The sequence below is a fragment of the Glycocaulis albus genome, assembly GCF_014639075.1.
Lineage (GTDB): Bacteria > Pseudomonadota > Alphaproteobacteria > Caulobacterales > Maricaulaceae > Glycocaulis > Glycocaulis albus.
Map to the genome: position 1 here is coordinate 169,699 of NZ_BMFS01000001.1, position 18,772 is coordinate 188,470.

Genomic DNA, 18,772 nt, shown 5'->3' on the forward strand with positions numbered 1-18,772 from the left:
CATCCCCTACGTCTAGCGCCTGATCCGCCCGCCAAAGCTGAAAGCGCTATCCCATGCTGAAAATTGCCTTCCAGATGGACCCGATCACGGGCGTCAACGTGAATGCGGATTCCACCTTCGATATTGCGCTGGAAGCCTTCTCCCGCGGCCATGAAATCTGGGTCTATGAGCCCAAGGACATGGCCATGGAGGATGGCAAGGTGCGCGCGCGGGCGCGCCGCGTTACCGCCCTGCAGCGCGTGCAAGGCGAGCATGTGGTGCTGGACGAGGCAGTGGTCATGGACCTTGCGGGCGTCGACGTGATCTTCCTGCGCCAGGATCCGCCCTTTGACATGGCTTACATCACCTCCACCCACATGCTGGAGGCGTTGCAACCCGGCGTGCTGGTGGTCAATGACCCGGCAGAGGTGCGCAACGCCCCTGAAAAGCTGTTCGTCACGCGCTTTGAAGGGCTGATGCCGCCCACCCTCATTTCCTCCTCGCTGGCTGATATCCGCGCCTTCTTCGAGGCGCACGGGCGCGACATCGTGGTCAAGCCGCTCTTTGGCAATGGCGGGGCGGGCGTGTTCCGCATCCGGGATTCTGCCGAGAACCTTGCCTCGCTGCTGGAACTGTTCGCACAGGTCAGTCGCGAGCCGCTGATGGCTCAAGGGTTCGTTCCCGATGTGCGAAATGGCGACAAGCGCGTGATCCTTGTGGATGGCGAGCCTGCGGGCGCGATCAACCGCGTGCCGGCCGAGGGTGAGGTGCGCGCCAACATGCATGTCGGCGGCAAGGCGGTGCAGTCCGACCTGACGGAGCGCGATCTCGAAATCTGCCGCATTATCGGCCCGGAATTGAAGGCGCGCGGCCTCGTCTTTGTCGGGATCGACGTGATCGGGGACTATCTGACCGAGATCAATGTCACCTCGCCGACCGGCATTCAGGAGCTGCGCCGCTTCTCCGGCATTGATGTCAGCAAGATGCTGATCGACTGGGTGGAGGCAAAACGGGGCAAGTCCTCGTGATCGATCCGCTGCACCTGAAAATGCAATGGGCGCTCTCCTATCCGTTCACGCGGCCGGAGGGCGATTTCCTGTTCGTGGATGGCCGCACGCTCGATATCCGGTCGCGCCGTGGCCCGATAAGCGGCTGGCAGGTCGTGGATGGCGGCCATATCCGCTCTCTCGCCGAAGTGGTGGGGGCGGAGAGGGCGGCACGGCTTGATGAGGGCGCGTATCACCCGGTAGTGGCGGTGGGCTCCAACGCCGCGCCGGTGCAGCTTCAAAGGAAGTTTGCGCGGTATATCGATGACGTGGTGATCCCGGTCGTCGCGGTCAGCCTGCCCGGCCATGTCATCGCTTGGGCCAACCGTATCGCCGCCTATGGCTCGGTGCCGGCAACGCTGGCCGACGAGCCGGGCGCGAGCGTGTCGGCCTGGGCGACCTTGCTGTCTCCGCGCGACTACGCGCTGATGAACGCCACCGAAGATCTGGGCGTCGTTTATGAGGCGGTGCCAGTGGCGGTGGAGGGCGCGCCGGAGGCCGTGCACGGGCCGTTTGAGGCCTATCGCTGCCTGACCGGGCATTTCGATGTACGCGTCAGCGCGTTTAGCGCGGTGAACTCGCGGCTTCCCGCCGGCAATCAGTGGACCGCGCAGGAGCTTGCCATAGCCCGCCTTGGCCTTGAAACGCCGGTCGACAGGTTTGTGGCGGAAACGGTCAGCGATGCGACGCTGGCGGCGCAAAGGGACAGGAAGCTGAGTGGGAAGTGAGTTGTCATGGCCCGGCCTCCACTCCTTACAGTCGTCATTCCAGAAGCCCGAAGGGCTATCTGGAACCCAGTCGTTTTAAAATCGCTGGGTTCCGGGTCTCCCCCGGATCAAGTCCGGGGTTCGCCCGGAATGACGAAGAGAAGGGGCTGTGGTGCAGGACGGCCTGAGATCACCCCACCAGAAAGGGCCTGCCGCAGCGCACATCGCGCAGGTAAAGCTCTGATTCCGCGATTGTCAGGCCGAGATCGGTCAGCAGGGTATCGACGACGCCGAGCGAGCTGTTCAGCGCGCCCGATAGCGGCAGGCCGAGGCCCAGCAGATTGATTTGCGCGCCAAGGCCGGAGCGGATCACTTCCGGCCGCCCGCTTTCCACATGTTCATGGGTGAGCACCGCCTCCACCTCGCGCCCGGAGGAGAGGTCTACCCGCAGAAGTGAGCCCAGCAGGCCCAGCGCGCCGGTGATACGTGCCTTGGCCGGTGATGTCTGTACCGCAAAGCGCGCCTCGGCCCGCCCGTCGGGATGGCAGGTGAGCGAGACAAGGCGCGCGCTGGCGGTGGCGTTCTCTATCTGAACTGAGAGACGGCCGAGCCCCGCACCCACGCTGACATCAAGGCCGAGCTGGCGGGTGTGCGCCACTGCCCCTTCCAGCCCGGCGCCGTAGACGGAGGCAGATTGAGGCGGCTGGCCGACACCCAGATCGATGCTCGCCAGCGGAGCGTTCACGGCCAGGCTCACCTGCCGCCCGCCTTGCGCGGCGAGCGCGCTCGCCATGACCAGATCGGCCAGGCCGATATCGGCCCCGCTGGCGAGGCTTGCCAGCGTCATGGCCGGGTCAAGGCTCAATATGTCGCCAATGCGCACCTGCCGGCCCGCATGGGATGAGTGGCGGGAGAGCACATCAAGGATGGCGGGCGCGTCAGAGCCCATGGCGGTGACCGCCGCGCTCAGCGCCTCGCCGAGCCTCACCCGGCTGTCCAGAAGCGTATCGTAGCTGGCCGCCGTCAGCCCGGCCTCCAGCGCCAGCGCGTCCAGAAAGCCCGGGACCGAGATGCGCGCATCGGCGAGAGCGCGATAGTCCATGACGGTAATCTGGCCCGAATAACCCGTCAGCGCGGCCAGCACCGCGCCGGAATACCCGCCTTCAAGGCGTACAAGGCGTGAGGCGATGGCAAAGCTGACCATGTCCTGCCGGGCAGCAGTGGCCTCGGCGCGGGCGCGCCACTGGCGGTCACCCGCGCGTATGCGCGAGGTGTTTACCGAGCGCAATTCCACATGGGCGGCATTATAGGGCTCGATACGCGGGCGGAAGCGTTCATGCGGCTCACGCTCCGGGGCGGGCTGGTACAGGCCCGGCTCGACGACGATATCGAACCGGTCCGGGTCAAAGCCCTGATCGGAGAGGACGGCTCTGGCGCGGGTGAGCGAATAGTCCTGGTCACGGACGGCGATCAGGGCGATGAGATCGGCCGTCGCCTGCAACTCGCGCTTGTGCAGATGGTCAAGAATTTGAGTGAGCGTCAGCACCAGAAGCAGTGCGCCTGCCGCGATGCCGCTGGCCATGAGGGGCGCAGCTGCGCCAGATGTATCCCGGATAAAGCGCGCAATCATGACAGCCCTCCATCGCGGATGACCTGGCTGTAAGTGACCTGATCAGAGGGCAGGGGCAGCAAGCCCCGGAACACATAGGCCGGGTGGGCGCTGGCATCGTAACGCACCACGATTTCGGTAAAGCCTGCCTGCGGTATCTCCACCGCCACGCTCGCCCGCTCCGGGTCTATCAGGAAGTATCGTGGCAGTGTGTCAGCGACATGGCGCTCCACAATGGCTGCGCGCTCGGCCGCGGAGAGGCCTGCAATGGATGAGCGGGCTGCCTCGGCGGTCAGTTGCTGCAGGCTTATATGCGTTGAGAAAAGCAGCCCGTAGGCGATGGTGCCTGCCAGCAGCAGGATCATCAGCGGAGCCAGCAGCGCGAACTCTACCGCCGAAACGGCCCGTGTATCGCGCAGGAAGGGGCTGCATGCGAGAGCAGCCGGGAACAGGAATCGCATCACGCACCTCCTTATTGCAGGGATACAATATGCAACCTGCAAGTGCATAGGTACGCGAAACGGATTAATGCAACTTATACGAGCATGGTAAATTTCAAGCGGCGGGCTTCAGGCGGGTGGCGAGCGCGCTTACCCGCCAGACGATCCAGACCGCTGCCCAGACATTGCCCAGAAACGGCAGGGGCAGGATGAAGGCAAGCGCGATCAGCTTGTTAGGCTCAAACAGCCAGATGATCACGGCCAGAAAAACGAAGCCGAGATAGAGGTCGATCAGGGCAACCACGCCCCACGGGTCCTCTACCATGGCCGAAAAGCTGGCGCCGATACTGGCAGCTTGCGACGCCCAGAGAATGCTGGCCAGGAGGGCGATACCGCCTGCGCCAAGGAGGATGCGAAGAAGGGTCATGGCTGACTCCCGTACGGGTGAGGTTGCCCTCACCGATACGAAGCGCAGCCAATGCCGGTTCAGCCTTGCCTGGTATCGTCAGCCGCTTCCGCTGGCATCGGCATGTCGGCAGGCGCGCGATAGCGTTCCTCGTCGAGTTCGCCCTCCCATTTGGCGACCGCGACGGACACAGCCGCATCGCCGGTGACGTTCAGTGCGGTGCGGGCCATATCCATGATCCGGTCCACCGGCAGGATGAAGCCGACAATGATGGCGATCTGCTCTGGCGGCACGTTGAATGTGCTCAGGACGATCGCCAGCAGGAAGAGACCCGCGCTGGGTATGCCGGCAGCGCCGATGGACGCAATGGCCGCGGTAAAGGCGATCATGAAATAGTGCGTCAGCGTCAGGTCATAGCCAAAGGCCTGGGCCGTAAACAGGGCCAGAATACCCAGATAGAGCGCCGTGCCATCCATGTTGATCGTGGCGCCAAGCGGCAGCACCGAACCGGCCACAGACCGCTTTACACCCAGATTGTCGACGACATTGGTGATGGTGACAGGCAGGGTCGCCGATGACGAGGCGGTGGAGTAGGCGACGGCCTGCGCATCGACAATGCCACGCACGAAGTTCAAAAGCGGCAGGCGCAGGACGAACTTTATCAGCCCGCCATAGACCAGCACGGCGTGGGTGAAGAGCCCCAGATAGACGGTGAGGATAAGAAGCCCGATGGAGGCAAAGGCCTCCAGCCCCTGGCTGACCGTGGTGTAGGCGACGAGCGCGAACACGCCGAACGGGGCCACTTCCATCACCATATGGGTGACTTTCAGCACGACATCAGAGGCGGAGTTGAACAGATCGCCTACCGGCTTTCCGGCCTTGCCCGCCATCAATATGCCGATGCCCAGCAATACCGCGAAGAAGATCACGGCGAGCACATCACCATCGGCGAGGGCGGCGACCGGGTTGTCCGGCACGATGGCCATGAGACGGCTCGCCAGGCTCTCGGTCTCGGTGGAGACGGGCACAGCGTCCGCGCCGCCCAGGTCTGCGCCCGCGCCCGGCTGGAAGAGCAGGCCAAAGATGATGCCGATAATGTTGGCAAAGAAGGTGGTGCCAAAGTAGAGCGCGATTGTCTTGCCGCCGATGGGGCCAAGGCGCTTGGGATCACCCAGCGCGTATACGCCCGCCACCAGCGTGGTGAGGATCAGCGGCACGATAAGCATGCGGATCAGGCGGATGAAGAGATCGCCGACCGGGCGGACATAGCTCTCGATCAGATTGGTGGCGGCCTCTGCGCCCATCATCTGGGACATCAGGGCCCCAAAGCCGATGCCCAGAACCAGCGCGCCCAGCACGCGCTTCCACAGCGCCGTTCCAAACCACCATTTCATGTGAGGCGCTCCCCGCAGCAAAGCATGAGCGTCATAGCCTAAGCGCCGCGCGCGCAGCGTCAATCAGGCGATGCGGCAGGCAGAAGGGAGAAGCGGATCAGGAGCGGGCCCGGCGCTGGCGGGTCAGGGCATCAAAGCCCTTGATGAAGGCGATGCGCGCCATCAGTACGGCCCAGATGGAGCCGATCACCAGAAGCAGAACGCCATGGGCCTCGCCCGCCCAGATGCGCGAGACAAGAATGATGGCCAGCGCAAAGATCATGTGCCGGCCGACATGGCGCCATGTCAGGTCGCGATAGCGTGATGCCCGGCGCATGGTGCGCGCCGAAAACCAGCGCCACGCGCTGCCCGCCTGCCCGGCATCATGCCGGTCGCGGTCGGTGGCGCTTTGCGCGATATGGTGCATCGTATCAGCCATAAGATCAGGATACGGAACTTAATCGCGTTCGTCAACAGGAATCAAATAGCTGATTTTTCGTCGCTTAAATCCTTTACGACACTTCTATGACTGTCACAGTTTTTAATAAAGTATGAGCGGGCGGGCGCTGCAAACGAAAACCCCGCCGCGGGGGCTCCGCAGCGGGGCTTTCCGGGGTGCCGTGTGACGAGGGCGCTACACGCGCTCAGATCAGGCCGCGGCGGCGGCTTCGGCCTCAATCACGCTGGCGGCGGCATTGACTACCGAGGCGATGCGCACCGCGGTCTGGATCTGGTCAGCCGTGATGCCATGCTGACGCAGCTCTGTGTCATGCGCATCGATGCACATGCCGCAGCCATTGATGGCCGAGACGGCCAGCGACCAGAGCTCGAAATCGGCCTTGTCGACGCCCGGATTGGCGATGACATTCATGCGCAGGCGGGCGGGCAAGGTCTTGTAGTCCTTGGCCGAGGCCAGGTGCACGAAGCGGTAATAGACATTGTTCATGCCCATCACGGCGGCGGCGGCCTTGGCGGCGTTCACCGCTTCGGGCGACAGCGTGCCCTCCACTTCACCCAAGACCGCGCGGATCAGCGCCGCATTGCCTGTCGCCCAGGCCGAGGCCAGGAAGCAGCCATATTTCTTCTGGTCGTCCAGCGCGGTTTCGCGCGCCAGCGAGGAGAGGTTCAGCCGGATGTCCTTGGCGTAGTCGGGAATATGCTCTTTGAGGCTCTCAAGGCTCATGGGAAGGCTCCGTGATTTCGTGTCTTGCAGATATGAAAACGGGCCGCGCCGGGAGGAGTGACGCGGCCCGTTTTGCAGGGCTTAAAAGGGGTGAACCCTTTAGGCCGCTTTGAGCGTCTCGCCGCCGACCGCGCGGTTGCACGGGCACAGCTCGTCAGTTTGCAGCGCGTCGAGCACGCGCAGCGTGTCTTCCGGGTTGCGGCCGACATTGAGATTGGTCGCATAGACGTGCTGGATCGTGTTCTGGTCGTCCACGATGAAGGTGTAGCGATAGGCCACGCCTTCGGGCGAGCGGATGCCGAGCTGGTCCACCAGCGAGCCCGTGGTGTCGGCAAACTGCCACTGGTTCAGCTTGTTGAGGTCGGCATGTTCGCGGCGCCAGGCCAGCTTGCAGAACTCATTGTCGGTCGAGCCGGTCAGCACGACGGCGTCGCGGTCGGCAAATTCGTCATTGAGCTTGGCAAAGGCGACAATCTCGGTGGGGCACACGAAGGTGAAGTCTTTCGGGTAGAAGACGATCACCTTCCACTTGCCCGGGAAGCTGGCCTGCGTCAGCGTCTCGAACGCGGACTCGCCGTTTTCCTCATGGTGGTTGAAGCCCGGCTTCACACCGGTGATCTCAAATTCGGGAAGTTTCTGGCCGATACCCAGCATCGTCGTCTCCTGTCTGACTTGATATGATTGGCAACGCCGCATTGCGGTGTTTGCTGTTGCAGCAAATGCTATGCTGCGTTTGCGAAAGCAAATCGATTGTCTCTGGATCAGCGATAGGCTATCTCGATAGCCATGAGCGCGAATCTTCCCACATTGCGGCAATTGCAATTCCTCATCGTGCTGGCAGAGCATGGCAATTTCAGCCGTGCCGCCGAGGCCGCCCACGTCACCCAGCCCACGCTGTCGGCCGGTATCAAGGAGCTGGAGCTGAGCCTTGGCACCACGCTGGTGGAGCGTGGCGCCAGAGGGGCCAGCCTGACGCCCGCGGGCGAGGCGGCAGCGGCACGTGCGCGCACCATTCTCACCGAGGCCGAAGACCTGGTGCATGCCGCACGCGCAGCAGGCGAGCCGCTCGCCGGGCAGTTCCGCCTTGGCGTGATCCCGACCATTGCGCCTTTCCTGCTGCCGCGTGTCCTGCCCGCCCTGCGTGACGAGTTTGGCCAGCTGGAGCTGTTCCTGCGCGAGGATCTGACCCCGCGCCTTGTCGATGCTCTGAAAGAGCGCCGGCTGGATGCCGCGCTGATCGCGCTGCCCTATGAGGCCGCAGGAATCGAGACGCGCGCCATCGCCATGGACGAGTTCCTGTTTGCCTGTTCCCCGGATCACCCTCTTGCCGATGCCAGCCCGCTTGATCCGGCGATGCTGGCGGACGAATCCCTGCTCTTGCTGGAAGATGGCCATTGTCTGCGCGATCACGCCTTGAGCGTATGCTCGGCCAGTCACAGCGCGGCGGGCCCCGGCTCGGGGCGCGCTGATGCGGCCAGGTCGGACTTTGCCGCCACCAGCCTGCACACGCTGGTGCAGATGGTCAGGAGCGGGCTGGGCGCAACCCTCCTGCCGCGCCTGGCGGTCGATGGCGGTGTCGCCGAAGGGCTGGGCCTTGTCATCAAGCCCTTCAATCCGCCGGTTGCGGGCCGCGAGATCGGCATGGCCTGGCGGCGCGGCTCTGCGCGTGCGGACGAGGCTGCAAAACTGTCCGAGGCGGTCAGGGCAGCGCTGGCGCCGCGCTGATCTTCACGCTCGCGCAATAAAAGCAGTACATAGCTTGCGGCGACTTGCCGCCTGGGGAGACGTGCCGCCATGAGCCTGATGCTGCTGGTCCTGATCGCGATCGTGCAGGGCCTGACCGAGTTTCTGCCCGTTTCCTCCTCTGCCCACCTCATACTGGCCCCTCTGGCCTTTGGCGTGGAGCCGCAAAGCGTGCTCATCGACGTGATGGCGCATCTGGGCTCGCTGCTGGCGGTCATGGTCTATTTCCGCAAGGAGATCGGCGAGGTGATTATGGGCGTGCTGGCCTGGTTCTCCGGCCGCATGACGCCGGGCGGGCGCCTTGCTCTGCTGGTCGTCATCGCCACGCCGCCGGTGATGATCGCGGCGGGCATTCTCTACTTTACCGGCTGGATGGATGCGGTGCGCTCTCCGGCCATCATCGCCGCGGCGACGCTGGTCTTTGCCCTGCCGCTCTGGCTGGCTGACAAGTATGGCGCGCGGGTGAAAGCGGTGGAGACGCTCACATACAAGGATGCGGCGCTGATAGGCCTTGCGCAGGCGGTGGCGATGATACCCGGCTCCAGCCGGTCTGGTCTGATGATGACGGCGGCGCGCATGCTGGGCGCCGAGCGCTCTGCGGCAGCCCGCTTTGCCATGCTGACCAGCATTCCCGTCATTGCCGCCTTTGGCCTGCAATCGGGCATCGATCTGGCGCGCGGCGAAGATCCCGGCGCGAGCCTCACTGACGGTCTGATCGCGGTTGGGCTCTCATTTGCGGCGAGCCTTGTGGCGATCCACCTCCTGCTGAAGCTGGTGGACCGGTTCGGCTTCCTGCCCTTCGTGATCTACCGCATCGCGCTGGCGTGCGCGATCCTGGCTGTGATCGTGTTTGTGGTTTGAAAATCCCAACACGTTGAAACCCCGGACGCGAAACGATCCGGGGCTTTGAGCCTGTTTTTTGTGAGGTCCCGGCTTTGCGCTATCGCTTGGCCGGGATTTCACCGATTGCGGGTAAACCCGCCCTACTCGGCCGCGGCGAACTGCCCGCCCTGGCGGAAGCGGTAGAGATAGCCCGGCACGACCGATTCCACCGAGGCCGGGCTGATACCCAGATCGCCAAGCCCCGGCGTGCCGTCTGCCACCACATTGTCGCTCTTCAGCAGCGTCACCTGGTCGCGCGTCAGCACGGTGGGCACGAAGGGCAGGGCACCCGCCAGCTCTCCGGCAAACCCTATCCCATAGGCGGCAAGCCACGGCACCGGCACCAGAAGCCGGGGACGCCGGATGGTGGCCGTGATGTATTGGAGCAAGTCCTTGAAGCTGTAACTTGCCGGTCCGCCAAGCTCATAGGTCCTGCCTTGTGCAGCCGGGCTTTCCAGTGCGGCCAGCACTGCCGCGCCGACATCACCGGCCCAGACCGGCTGGAACAGGGTCTTGCCGCCGCCGATCAGCGGCAAGGCGGGCGTGTAGAGCGCCATCTGGGCAAACCGGTTGAAGAAGCTGTCCTCGGCGCCGAACACGATGGACGGGCGCAGGACGGTGGCGGTGGGGATGGCGTCCAACACCGCCTTTTCGCCTGCGGCTTTGGTCTGGGCGTAGAGCGACTTGCTGTCAGCATCGGCACCAATGGCCGAAATCTGCACAAAGCGGCTAATTCCGGCGTCCTTTGCGGCCTGTGCGATCGTCTGCGCGCCTTGCGCCTGTACCGAGCGGAAGGTCTGGCGGCCTGACTGGGCCAGAATGCCGGTCAGGTTCACAACTGCGCTGGCGCCTTCAACCGCGCGCTCGATGGAGGCCTTGTTACGCACATTGGCCTGAACCAGCTGTATCTGGCCAACACTGGCCATGGGCTTCAGGTCAATGGCGGTGTGGGGCAGGCGCGTAGGCACGCGGACCCGGTAGCCGGCCTTGACCAGAGCGCGCACTGCATAGCGCCCGATAAAGCCCGAGCCGCCAAACACCGTGATCATTTCATCGCGCAGCATGTGGCCTCTCCCTTGAGCCTGGCGGTTTCGCGGTCCAGCGGCTTGCGAACACCGTCGATGTCGGTAGCGGATAGACCAAATTTGCGCCCCGTTGGCAACGCCGCACAAGGCGCGTTGACAGCGCCCGCGCCCGCATTTATCACCGCGCCTCCGACGCCTTCAGAAATATGCCCAGGTGGCGGAATTGGTAGACGCGCTGGCTTCAGGTGCCAGTTCCCGCAAGGGAGTGGAAGTTCGAGTCTTCTCCTGGGCACCATCAATTTGTCGATGGCGACACACAAAAGCGGCCCCTTGCGGGGCCGTTTTGCGTTTCAGGTGTTTGCAAGCGGCAGAGCGGCCCTAGCGCTGCAACAGCCATGCGCGGGCTTCGGTTTCGCAGGCGAAGGGTTGCAGCTTTACCGCAAAGGCGCGTGCGGTGCTTTCCATCACCATGTAGGGCCGTGTGCGTTCGCCATGGGAGACATGGGCGCAGCGGCGCGGTGACAGCTCGTCCATGATAAGCTCGATCGCATTGACCAGGTCGGCGATCTCGTAGGCTATGCTGGTCTGGGTGGTCTCGATCAGTACGCCATTTATCCGCGTGCCGCGGCCGGCAGTGACCATGCGTTCAGCGGCATCACGCAACACGGTGCCCGTCAGTTTGCCGGCAAGACGCAGCGTCAAGATGCCGTGAATATCGGTCTCGATGCGGATCGGGTCCACATCGGGTGTCTGATTGTCGAGAGGCATGGGGAGATGGCCTTTATGGCTCTGGGTGGCAGGTCGGTTATCTCGGGATAACCATGCCTAGGCCGGGATTGTTGCCAAATCGTGGCACACAGCGCGCATGGCACCCTTGCATATATGCAAGGGATACGGCTTGCAGGCCCCAGGCAGCCCTAGAAGCGATAACGCAGATTGAGCGCGAACAGCGGGAAAGAATCATACTTGTCGAGATCGCGCCGCGCCTGTTCCACCTGCAGTTCCAGATCGGCGAGGAAGGCCGGATCATTGGCCAGCAATCCGGTCACTTCATAGCTGATGCTGGGGGTGCCTTGGCGGTAGATGCCCGCTTCAACACTGACTTCCACCGGACCGTTCCAGGGGCGGCCAGCCAGACCTGCACCGGCAAACCAGGCATTGGGCGCAAACCGGGCCTCGCCCGTCAGCCGTCCGACGTCGGCGGCAGCATAGACATTGTCACCGATCTGGTAGTCGCTGGCCGGCTGGGCGTTGTAGACCGCCTTGTTGAAATTGTAACGGGCACCGGCCGTGAGGAAGAAGACGCGGCGGAACGGAAAGAAATCGATGCCCGCTCCGACGCTCGCCAGACGCAGCGAGAAATCGCTGGCGATATCGGCGACTGTCTGATCGTCGGAATAGACAAGGCCGGCGGCATGAGCGCGGATCTGCAGATAGTCGTTTATCCTGTAACCACCCTCCAGCCCGACGCCCAGCGTGCCGGCGCGTATGCCCACGAAGGCGCGCTGGTCGGCATCGGTCGAGGCGGTAAAGGCGCCGGAACCGGCGGCGGGTGGTGGCTGGGCACCGGCAGCGCCAAGCGACGTCGAAAGCAAGACAACAATCAGCATGACAGCGAAGGTTAGCGATGACCGGCTTTGGCCGCAACCTCCGGACGTCCACACGCCTCATCCGCCGCAGGCCTCCGATTGACGCCGCGCGCTATATCGCCCCATAGGGTAGGATGACAGACGAAGCAGGAACCCAGCCCATGAGCATTCACTTCCACAAGAACGATCTGCCCGCCGGGCTGGAGCTTGGAAAGCGTGTGGCCATCGACACCGAGACTCTTGGCCTGTCGCTGGTTCGTGATTCCCTGTGTCTTGTGCAGCTGTCGGCCGGGGACGGGGATGCGCATATCGTCCAGCTGGACCGCTCTTCCTACGACTGCCCGAACCTGAAGGCCCTGCTGGCGGATGAGGGTGTGGAGAAAATCCTGCATTTTGCGCGCTTCGATATAGCCATGATCGCGCGCGATCTGGGTGTCACGCTGCGGCCTGTGTTCTGCACCAAGATCGCCTCGAAGCTGGCGCGCACCTATACAGACCGGCACGGGCTGAAGGACGTGGCCCGTGAAATTGCGGGCGTGGAACTGTCCAAGCAGCAGCAAAGCTCTGACTGGGGCGCAGACGAGATCAGCGAGGCCCAGCTGAAATACGCCGCCGATGACGTGCTGTACCTTCACCGGATCCGTGACGGGCTGGAGTCCATGCTGATCCGCGAGGGGCGCATGGAGATGGCGCGAGCCTGCTTCAGCTTCCTGCCCACGCGGGCGGCCCTTGATCTGGCCGGGTGGGCCGAGACGGATATTTTCGCGCACAGCTAGCCATGTCACAGGGCGGGCATTCGCGCGCCTGCCTTGAAATGGCCGTGGCAAGGGTCCACAAAGCCGTGCGGGGACAATTTTCAGGCATCGGGTATGAGCACGCTGACATTCGCAGCAGCCGAGCCATCGGCAAGCCGGGCGGTCGAGGCCGCGCGCCTGCGTGCGCGTGTCGTGCGCAATGCGCGCATCGTCCTGATCGTGCTGATCGGCGCGCTGGCCGCCAATCTGCTGGTGCAGTCCTTGCTCTCCGGTGACCGGGAGCCGGCGAGCCGGCCGGCGGCCGTGGGAAGCGGGGAGCGGATCATCAATCCGCGCTTTACAGGACGCGATGCGAACGGGCGTGCCTATGTGCTCACGGCGGACTCGGCTGTCCGGCGGATGGTGGGGCTGGGAAACCTCACTGACCTTGAAAATCCGCGCATCGACTACGCGCTGCTGTTTGGCGGGTCGCGCCGGCCCGATGCATCCGAAGTATTGTCGCGTCTGGGTGTTTATGATGATGCCACGCGTACCTTGCGCATGTCCGACACGGTGCGTTTTTCCACCCGGTCGGGCTATGAATTCCGTACGGAAGGCGCTTCGATAGACTTGAACGAAGGTGTGGTATACGGCGAGGAACCCGTGCAGGGGCGTGCGCCCTGGGGCGGCGTGCAGGCGTATGGATTCGAACTGCATGAGGATGGCCGGCGTTTGCGCTTTACCGGGGGCGTGGTGACGCGCTTTTATGTCGGTGACGGCGCGCCCGCGCCCGAGGAGGACCAATGAGGCTGATTATTGCCGTTACGGCCCTGGCGGTTGCCAGCATGGTGAGTGCTGGCGCTTTCGCCCGGCAGGAGGCACCCGACTTCCTGGACATCAGTTCTGATGATCAGGAAATCCTCGATCAGCAGGACCGCGTCCGGTTCATCGGCAATGTCAACGCCGTGCGCGGCGACACGCGGCTGCGCGCCGACGAAGCCGAAGCCTGGCTGGCACGCAATCCCGAGACGGGGCAGCGCCGGATTGAGCGTATCACCGCTCAAGGCGATGTATTCTACGTCACCGCGACCGAGACTGCGCGCGGCGACCGGGCCGTCTACACCCTGTCAGATGAAGTCATCGTGCTGACGGGCGCCGTGGTCCTGACCCAGGGCTGCAATGTCTCCACCGGGCAGGAATTGCGGATAAATCTGCAAACCGGCATTTCGCGCCTTACCGGCGGCAATGGCCGCGTGCGCAGCCTGTTCTTTTCGCAGGATGAAGAACGCCCCGCCGGGAGCGAGAACTGCCCGTCCCCGCCGGTTCCCGGTCCTGCGCCGCGCAGCTATGACAGCGATTTTCCGGCTTCCGGATCTGGTGCTCCGGCCGCGAACTAGGGCCTGTCCTCAGGACAGACGCGCTCGTGTGCGTCTGGTGCCGGCTTTACAGCCCTGCGGTCTTGTCATGAGGGTGCTGCCCCTTGCAAGGATGGGGCCAGTTGCGCGTGCTTCACCAAATGTTAGGCCTGCGCCAGTAACCCTGTTTATCGGGATTTGAGGGTGGTGCCGGGAATGACCATGCCAGACAGCAGCGCTGACGGCCTCCATGTCGATTCGATCGGCAAGGCGTTCGGCAGGCGTGTCGTGGTGAAGTCGGTTTCACTCAAAGTGTGCCGCGGCGAGGTTGTCGGACTGCTCGGCCCCAATGGCGCGGGCAAGACCACCTGCTTTTACATGATTACCGGGCTGATACCGGCCGATCATGGCCGTATCGTGCTGGATGGAGAGGACATTACCGCCTTTCCGATGTTCCAGCGCGCGCGTCTGGGGATCGGTTATCTGCCGCAGGAAGCCTCGATTTTCCGTGGCATGACGGTCTATGAAAATGTCACGGCCACGGCGGAGATCGCCGAAAAGGACAAGACGGCACGCAAAAAGCTGGTCGAGGACCTGCTCGAGGAGCTGGGTGTTGACCATTTGCGCGACAGTCCGGCCATGGCTCTCTCGGGCGGTGAGCGCCGCCGGGTGGAAATTGCGCGCGCACTGGCAACGCGTCCCGGTTTCATCCTGCTGGACGAGCCGTTTGCCGGCATCGACCCGCTGGCGATCGCCGATATCCGCGATCTGATCCTGTTTCTCAAACAGCGCGGGATCGGCATTCTCATTACCGATCACAATGTGCGCGAAACGCTGCAGATAACCGATCGCGCAGCGATCATTCATGACGGGCAGGTGTTGTTCGAGGGCAAGCCCGAGGCCGTGCGCGCCGATCCGTCCGTGCGCCGCGTCTATCTCGGCGACAGTTTTCAGTAGGGCAAGACCGGATGACGAAGCTCGGACAAAGGCTGGAGGCAAGGCAGGGGCAGGGTCTGGTGATGACCCCGCAGCTCCAGCAGGCCATCAAGCTGTTGCAGCTGAACAATATGGAGCTGGCCGAGTTCGTCGAGGAAGAGCTGGAGCGCAACCCGCTGCTGGAGCGTGATGAACGCCCCGAGCCGGGAGGAGAGGATGAGCGCAATGCGGCCATGGATTCTGGCGATCCGCATGGCGAGCTGAGCTTTGATGCGCCGTCGGCTGCAGCCGACGAGGCGCTCGATGCCGACCGCGAGGCGATGTACGCCGACAGCGCGCCCGACATGGCCGGAGCCAGGGATACCGGCGGGGCGGTGGACTGGTCGCGCGCCGGCAAGGGTGGCGGCGGCTTTGATGGCGAGGATTTTGACGCCGCGGCGCATGCCAGCCGCGAGAAAACCCTGCGCGAGCATCTGCACGACCAGCTGGCGGATCTCGCACTGACCAGTGCGGACCGGCTCATCGCCGCCCATCTGATCGATCTGGCTGACGATGACGGCTATATGCGTGCCGATCTTGGCGAAACCGCAGAGCGCCTTGGCGTTACCGTCTCCGAGGTGGAGGCGCTGCTCGCGCGCCTGCAGGCGTTCGAGCCAGCCGGCGTCATGGCGCGCGGGCTGCAGGAGTGTCTGGCGATACAGCTGGCCGAGCGTGACCGTCTGGACCCGGCCATGGCGGCCCTGGTGGATAACCTGCCGCTGCTGGCCAAGCATGACTATGCCGGCCTCCGGTCGATCTGCGAGGTGGACCAGGACGATCTTGAGGACATGATCGCCGAGTTGAAGCGGCTGACGCCCAAGCCGGGCCTTGCCTTCGGTTCTGACAATACGCGTGCTGTCGAACCGGACGTGTATGTGCGTGAGCGCCCGGATGGCAGCTGGGCGGTGGAGCTGAACACAGACACGCTGCCGCGCGTGCTGATGAATAACCGGTATGCCGCGCAGATCGCGGGCAGCGCCCGCTCGGCGGAGGAAAAGACCTTCATCACCGAATGCGCGCAGAATGCCTCATGGCTGGTCAAAAGCCTCGATCAGCGCGCCCGCACCATCCTGAAAGTGGCCAGCGAGATCGTCCGCCAGCAGGATGCGTTCCTGGCCAAGGGCGTGGCCTGGCTGCGGCCGCTGAACCTGAAGACGGTCGCGGACGCTGTGGGCATGCACGAAAGCACGGTCAGCCGCGTCACCTCGAATAAATATGTGTCGACGCCGCGCGGCCTGTTCGAGCTGAAATATTTCTTCACCTCGTCCATTGCCTCGGCCGATGGCGGCGAGGCGTATTCCGCCGAGGCGGTGCGATACCGTATCAAGGCCATGATCCAGGCCGAAACCATCAACGAGATCATGAGCGATGATGCGATTGTCGACCGGCTTCTGGCTGACGGGATCGAGATTGCCCGGCGCACCGTGGCAAAATACCGCGAGGCGATGAATATCCCCTCCTCGGTGCAGCGCCGCCGCATGATGAAGCGTTAGCACGCTGGTGCCCGAAACCTGTCCTGCACGTCATTAACCAGTTATCTGCATTGACGCCCCCGCCCGGCTTGCTACCGTCACTGCATCCGGTACAGAACCGGATATTCGGCCACGCGTTGTCTTGAAGCGCCAGGGGCCTTTTTGAAAAAGGGCTCCTGCAGCCAGCGCAACGCGCCAGCGGCAGATGGAGTCATCATGCACATCCAGTTTGTTTCCAAAGGTATCGACGTTTCTCCCGCCCTTCGCGAACGCATTGAGGGCAAGGTGGAGGAGGGTACGGCGAAGTATTTCAGCCGTCCCGGCGAGGCGTTTGTAACCGCCGCCAAGGAAGGGTTCGGCTTCCGGGTGGAATGCGCCCTGCACCTGCCTTCGGGCGCCTTCCTGCAGGCCACCGGCGAGGGGGCGGATGCCTATGCGGCTGCCGAGATTGCCGTCGGACATCTGGAAAAACGCCTGCGCCGTTACAAGCGCCGCCTGAAGGATCATCACGCAGAGAACAAGTTGGAACTGCCCGCGGAAGAAACACCCATTGTGGTGTTCCGCGGCAATGGACGCGCCGTCACGCTGGATGAAGATGACAGCGATCTTGATGATGGCGGCGCTACGGGCGGCAGCGAGCCGGTGATTGTCGCCGAGACAGTGGGTGAGCTGCGCACGCTGACGGTGTCGATGGCGGTCCATGAGATGGACGTGCTCGATACCCCCTTCATGCTGTTTCGAAATGCGGCAAGCGGATCGCTGAATGTCGTCTACAGACGCCCTGATGGTCATGTGGGGTGGATTGATCCGGCCCGAGAGGCTAAAGACGGCGCCGTTCGCTGAACGGGGCCTTTTTCCGGCCCGCCGACAAGCAAAGGCGTGACATGGCATTGTCAGACCTGATCCCGCCCGGAGGGGCGGTGGCAGACCTGCCCGGCACAAGCCGCAAGCAGGTTCTCCAGTCATTGTGTGACCTGGCACAGCGCACCTTGCATGTGCCTGCGCGAAGGGTGCTGGATGCCGTCATGGAGCGTGAGAAGCTGGGGTCTACGGGTGTCGGCGATGGCGTGGCCATCCCCCATGCCCGCACCAGCGATGTCGACCGTGTCTGCGGCGTGTTCGCACGCCTGAAAACGCCGGTTGATTTCGACGCCATGGACGGACGCCACGCCGATCTGGTCTTCCTGCTTCTGGCACCGGAAGATTCCGGGGCTGAGCATTTGAAGGCTCTTGCGCGCGTTGCCCGGCTCTTCCGCCGGGAGGATATCCGCACCGCGTTGCGCGCGGCGCCTGATTCAGCGGCTGTGAACGCCATTCTGTCGGGGATGGCCCATACGGACGCGGCGTAGGGCGCGGATCAGCGCTGCATCCCGGCTTCGATGTGTCCGTCAGCGTGCACGATCGCGTGCTTCATGCCTTGCGAATTGTATTGCGCGCTGACATGGCCCTTTGAATCCACCGCGATAATCCCGCCATCCCCGCCAAGCTCGGCGATATCGTCGAGCGCGCCCTTGACGGCCTCGTCGAGCGAAGATCCCAGGTAGCGCATGCGTGCGGACACGTCGGCCGCCGCATTGGCGCGCATGAAGTATTCTCCCTGGCCGGTGCAGGACACGGCAACACGCGCATCGGCCCAGGTGCCCGACCCGATAATGGGCGTATCGCCGACCCGCCCCCAACGCTTTCTGAGCGTGCCGCCGGTAGAGGTGGCGCCGCACAGAATGCCGTCGCTGTCGAGCACAACGCAGCCGACCGTTCCAGTCGCGATCTCGCGCCCATCCGGTACGGCGGCGGGCTGGTAATAGCTGTCCGGCTCTGCAATCTCCTCGATTTTGTGGGTGCGCGCGATATCGGCCGCGCCCGCGCCGGCGATCAGCACGTGAGGGGTTGAGTCCATGACCACGCGTGCAGCCGTGATGGGGGAGATGAAGCCTTCCAGCGCCGCCACTGCGCCCGCCTTGCGCGACGGCCCCTCCATGATGGAGGCGTCCAGCTCGTAGCGGCCGGCCGTGTTGGGCGAGGCGCCCCGTCCCGCCACGTAGAGCGCGCTTTCCTCCATGGCCCGTACCAGCTTCACGGCGACATCCACCGCGTGTCCGCCGCCTGCGAGAAGCGCCCGCCCCTCTTGCGCCAGCGCGCGCAGATGCGCGACTTCACGCTCGTAGGAACGCTCGGCAAGCACGCCAGCTCCGCCGTGCAGGACAAGGGCGGTCGGTCGGGTCATGAGCGGGTCTCCGTCTGGCGGGATGCGGCA

At 63.9% G+C, this 18,772-nt stretch carries 22 protein-coding genes and 1 tRNA gene; 12 read left to right on the forward strand and 11 right to left on the reverse strand.

All coding sequences use genetic code 11. From position 1 onward, the window contains the following. Positions 1-53: 53 nt before the first annotated feature. Positions 54-1,007, forward strand: a complete 954-nt coding sequence (gene gshB, locus IEV75_RS00885) for a glutathione synthase (protein ID WP_188450661.1) — start codon at positions 54-56, stop codon at positions 1,005-1,007. Further along, positions 1,004-1,753, forward strand: a complete 750-nt coding sequence (locus tag IEV75_RS00890; RefSeq protein WP_188450662.1) for a hypothetical protein — start codon at positions 1,004-1,006, stop codon at positions 1,751-1,753. The genes gshB and IEV75_RS00890 overlap by 4 nt, the downstream gene beginning before the upstream one ends. Positions 1,754-1,922: 169 nt before the next feature. On the opposite strand, the gene IEV75_RS00895 is transcribed toward IEV75_RS00890, so the two are convergent. The 7 genes from IEV75_RS00895 to IEV75_RS00925 all read right to left on the reverse strand — a co-directional run bounded on the left by IEV75_RS00895 (position 1,923) and on the right by IEV75_RS00925 (position 7,397). Beyond that, entirely contained in the window at positions 1,923-3,362 is a 1,440-nt protein-coding gene (locus IEV75_RS00895) for a Tad domain-containing protein (protein WP_188450663.1), read from the reverse strand. Beyond that, positions 3,359-3,802: a TadE/TadG family type IV pilus assembly protein gene (locus IEV75_RS00900; RefSeq protein WP_188450664.1), complete on the reverse strand. Its 444-nt coding sequence runs from the start codon at positions 3,800-3,802 to the stop codon at positions 3,359-3,361. The genes IEV75_RS00895 and IEV75_RS00900 overlap by 4 nt, the downstream gene beginning before the upstream one ends. 94 nt (positions 3,803-3,896) lie before the next feature. Then, entirely contained in the window at positions 3,897-4,208 is a 312-nt protein-coding gene (locus IEV75_RS00905; RefSeq protein ID WP_188450665.1) for a hypothetical protein, read from the reverse strand. Positions 4,209-4,267: 59 nt separating this feature from the next. After that, positions 4,268-5,581 carry a dicarboxylate/amino acid:cation symporter gene (locus IEV75_RS00910; RefSeq protein WP_188450666.1) on the reverse strand — a complete coding sequence of 438 codons (1,314 nt, stop codon included), beginning with the start codon at positions 5,579-5,581 and terminating at the stop codon, positions 4,268-4,270. 97 nt (positions 5,582-5,678) lie between these two features. Continuing rightward, positions 5,679-5,999, reverse strand: coding sequence for a hypothetical protein (locus tag IEV75_RS00915; RefSeq protein ID WP_188450667.1), 321 nt, complete (start codon positions 5,997-5,999; stop codon positions 5,679-5,681). A gap of 210 nt (positions 6,000-6,209) precedes the next feature. Then, a complete protein-coding gene (gene ahpD / locus IEV75_RS00920; protein ID WP_188450668.1) occupies positions 6,210-6,743 on the reverse strand; it encodes an alkylhydroperoxidase, AhpD family in 534 nt (177 codons plus the stop codon). A 99-nt stretch (positions 6,744-6,842) separates the two neighbouring features. Next, positions 6,843-7,397 (reverse strand): peroxiredoxin, encoded by a 555-nt coding sequence (locus tag IEV75_RS00925; RefSeq protein WP_188450669.1) that lies wholly within the window; start codon positions 7,395-7,397, stop codon positions 6,843-6,845. Between the two features lie 132 nt (positions 7,398-7,529). Here IEV75_RS00925 and IEV75_RS00930 point away from each other — a divergent pair, with 132 nt between their 5' ends. Both IEV75_RS00930 and IEV75_RS00935 read left to right on the forward strand, forming a co-directional pair. Beyond that, positions 7,530-8,468, forward strand: coding sequence for a hydrogen peroxide-inducible genes activator (locus tag IEV75_RS00930; protein ID WP_188450670.1), 939 nt, complete (start codon positions 7,530-7,532; stop codon positions 8,466-8,468). 69 nt (positions 8,469-8,537) lie between these two features. After that, positions 8,538-9,347 (forward strand): undecaprenyl-diphosphate phosphatase, encoded by an 810-nt coding sequence (locus tag IEV75_RS00935; RefSeq protein ID WP_188450671.1) that lies wholly within the window; start codon positions 8,538-8,540, stop codon positions 9,345-9,347. Between the two features lie 122 nt (positions 9,348-9,469). On the opposite strand, the gene IEV75_RS00940 is transcribed toward IEV75_RS00935, so the two are convergent. Next, positions 9,470-10,432, reverse strand: coding sequence for a complex I NDUFA9 subunit family protein (locus tag IEV75_RS00940; protein WP_188450672.1), 963 nt, complete (start codon positions 10,430-10,432; stop codon positions 9,470-9,472). A gap of 169 nt (positions 10,433-10,601) precedes the next feature. Between IEV75_RS00940 and IEV75_RS00945 the strand changes: the two genes are divergently transcribed. Next, a tRNA-Leu gene (locus IEV75_RS00945) sits at positions 10,602-10,688 on the forward strand. Positions 10,689-10,771: 83 nt separating this feature from the next. Here the strand turns inward: IEV75_RS00945 and IEV75_RS00950 are convergent. Further along, complete coding sequence (locus IEV75_RS00950; RefSeq protein ID WP_188450673.1) at positions 10,772-11,161, reverse strand: hypothetical protein; 390 nt, start codon at positions 11,159-11,161, stop codon at positions 10,772-10,774. A gap of 149 nt (positions 11,162-11,310) precedes the next feature. Then, a complete protein-coding gene (locus IEV75_RS00955; RefSeq protein ID WP_188450674.1) occupies positions 11,311-12,003 on the reverse strand; it encodes a hypothetical protein in 693 nt (230 codons plus the stop codon). A 140-nt stretch (positions 12,004-12,143) separates the two neighbouring features. On the opposite strand from IEV75_RS00955, the gene IEV75_RS00960 reads away from it, so the two are divergent. From IEV75_RS00960 to ptsN, 7 genes are all read left to right on the forward strand, one after another. Further along, complete coding sequence (locus tag IEV75_RS00960; protein WP_188450675.1) at positions 12,144-12,758, forward strand: ribonuclease D; 615 nt, start codon at positions 12,144-12,146, stop codon at positions 12,756-12,758. 93 nt (positions 12,759-12,851) lie between these two features. Next, a complete protein-coding gene (gene lptC / locus IEV75_RS00965; protein WP_188450676.1) occupies positions 12,852-13,523 on the forward strand; it encodes an LPS export ABC transporter periplasmic protein LptC in 672 nt (223 codons plus the stop codon). Next, positions 13,520-14,113 carry an LptA/OstA family protein gene (locus IEV75_RS00970; protein WP_188450677.1) on the forward strand — a complete coding sequence of 198 codons (594 nt, stop codon included), beginning with the start codon at positions 13,520-13,522 and terminating at the stop codon, positions 14,111-14,113. Before lptC ends, IEV75_RS00970 begins: the two co-directional genes overlap by 4 nt. A 174-nt stretch (positions 14,114-14,287) precedes the next feature. Then, on the forward strand, positions 14,288-15,028 hold the full coding sequence (lptB, locus tag IEV75_RS00975; protein WP_188450678.1) for an LPS export ABC transporter ATP-binding protein: 741 nt from the start codon (positions 14,288-14,290) through the stop codon (positions 15,026-15,028). Between the two features lie 11 nt (positions 15,029-15,039). Continuing rightward, complete coding sequence (rpoN, locus tag IEV75_RS00980) at positions 15,040-16,539, forward strand: RNA polymerase factor sigma-54 (protein WP_188450679.1); 1,500 nt, start codon at positions 15,040-15,042, stop codon at positions 16,537-16,539. Between the two features lie 195 nt (positions 16,540-16,734). Further along, on the forward strand, positions 16,735-17,361 hold the full coding sequence (gene hpf / locus IEV75_RS00985) for a ribosome hibernation-promoting factor, HPF/YfiA family (RefSeq protein WP_188450680.1): 627 nt from the start codon (positions 16,735-16,737) through the stop codon (positions 17,359-17,361). A gap of 41 nt (positions 17,362-17,402) precedes the next feature. Next, positions 17,403-17,867 carry a PTS IIA-like nitrogen regulatory protein PtsN gene (gene ptsN / locus IEV75_RS00990; RefSeq protein WP_188450681.1) on the forward strand — a complete coding sequence of 155 codons (465 nt, stop codon included), beginning with the start codon at positions 17,403-17,405 and terminating at the stop codon, positions 17,865-17,867. A gap of 8 nt (positions 17,868-17,875) precedes the next feature. Here ptsN and IEV75_RS00995 read toward each other — a convergent pair whose 3' ends face one another. Further along, entirely contained in the window at positions 17,876-18,742 is an 867-nt protein-coding gene (locus IEV75_RS00995) for an isoaspartyl peptidase/L-asparaginase family protein (RefSeq protein ID WP_188450682.1), read from the reverse strand. Between the last annotated feature and the right edge of the window lie 30 nt (positions 18,743-18,772).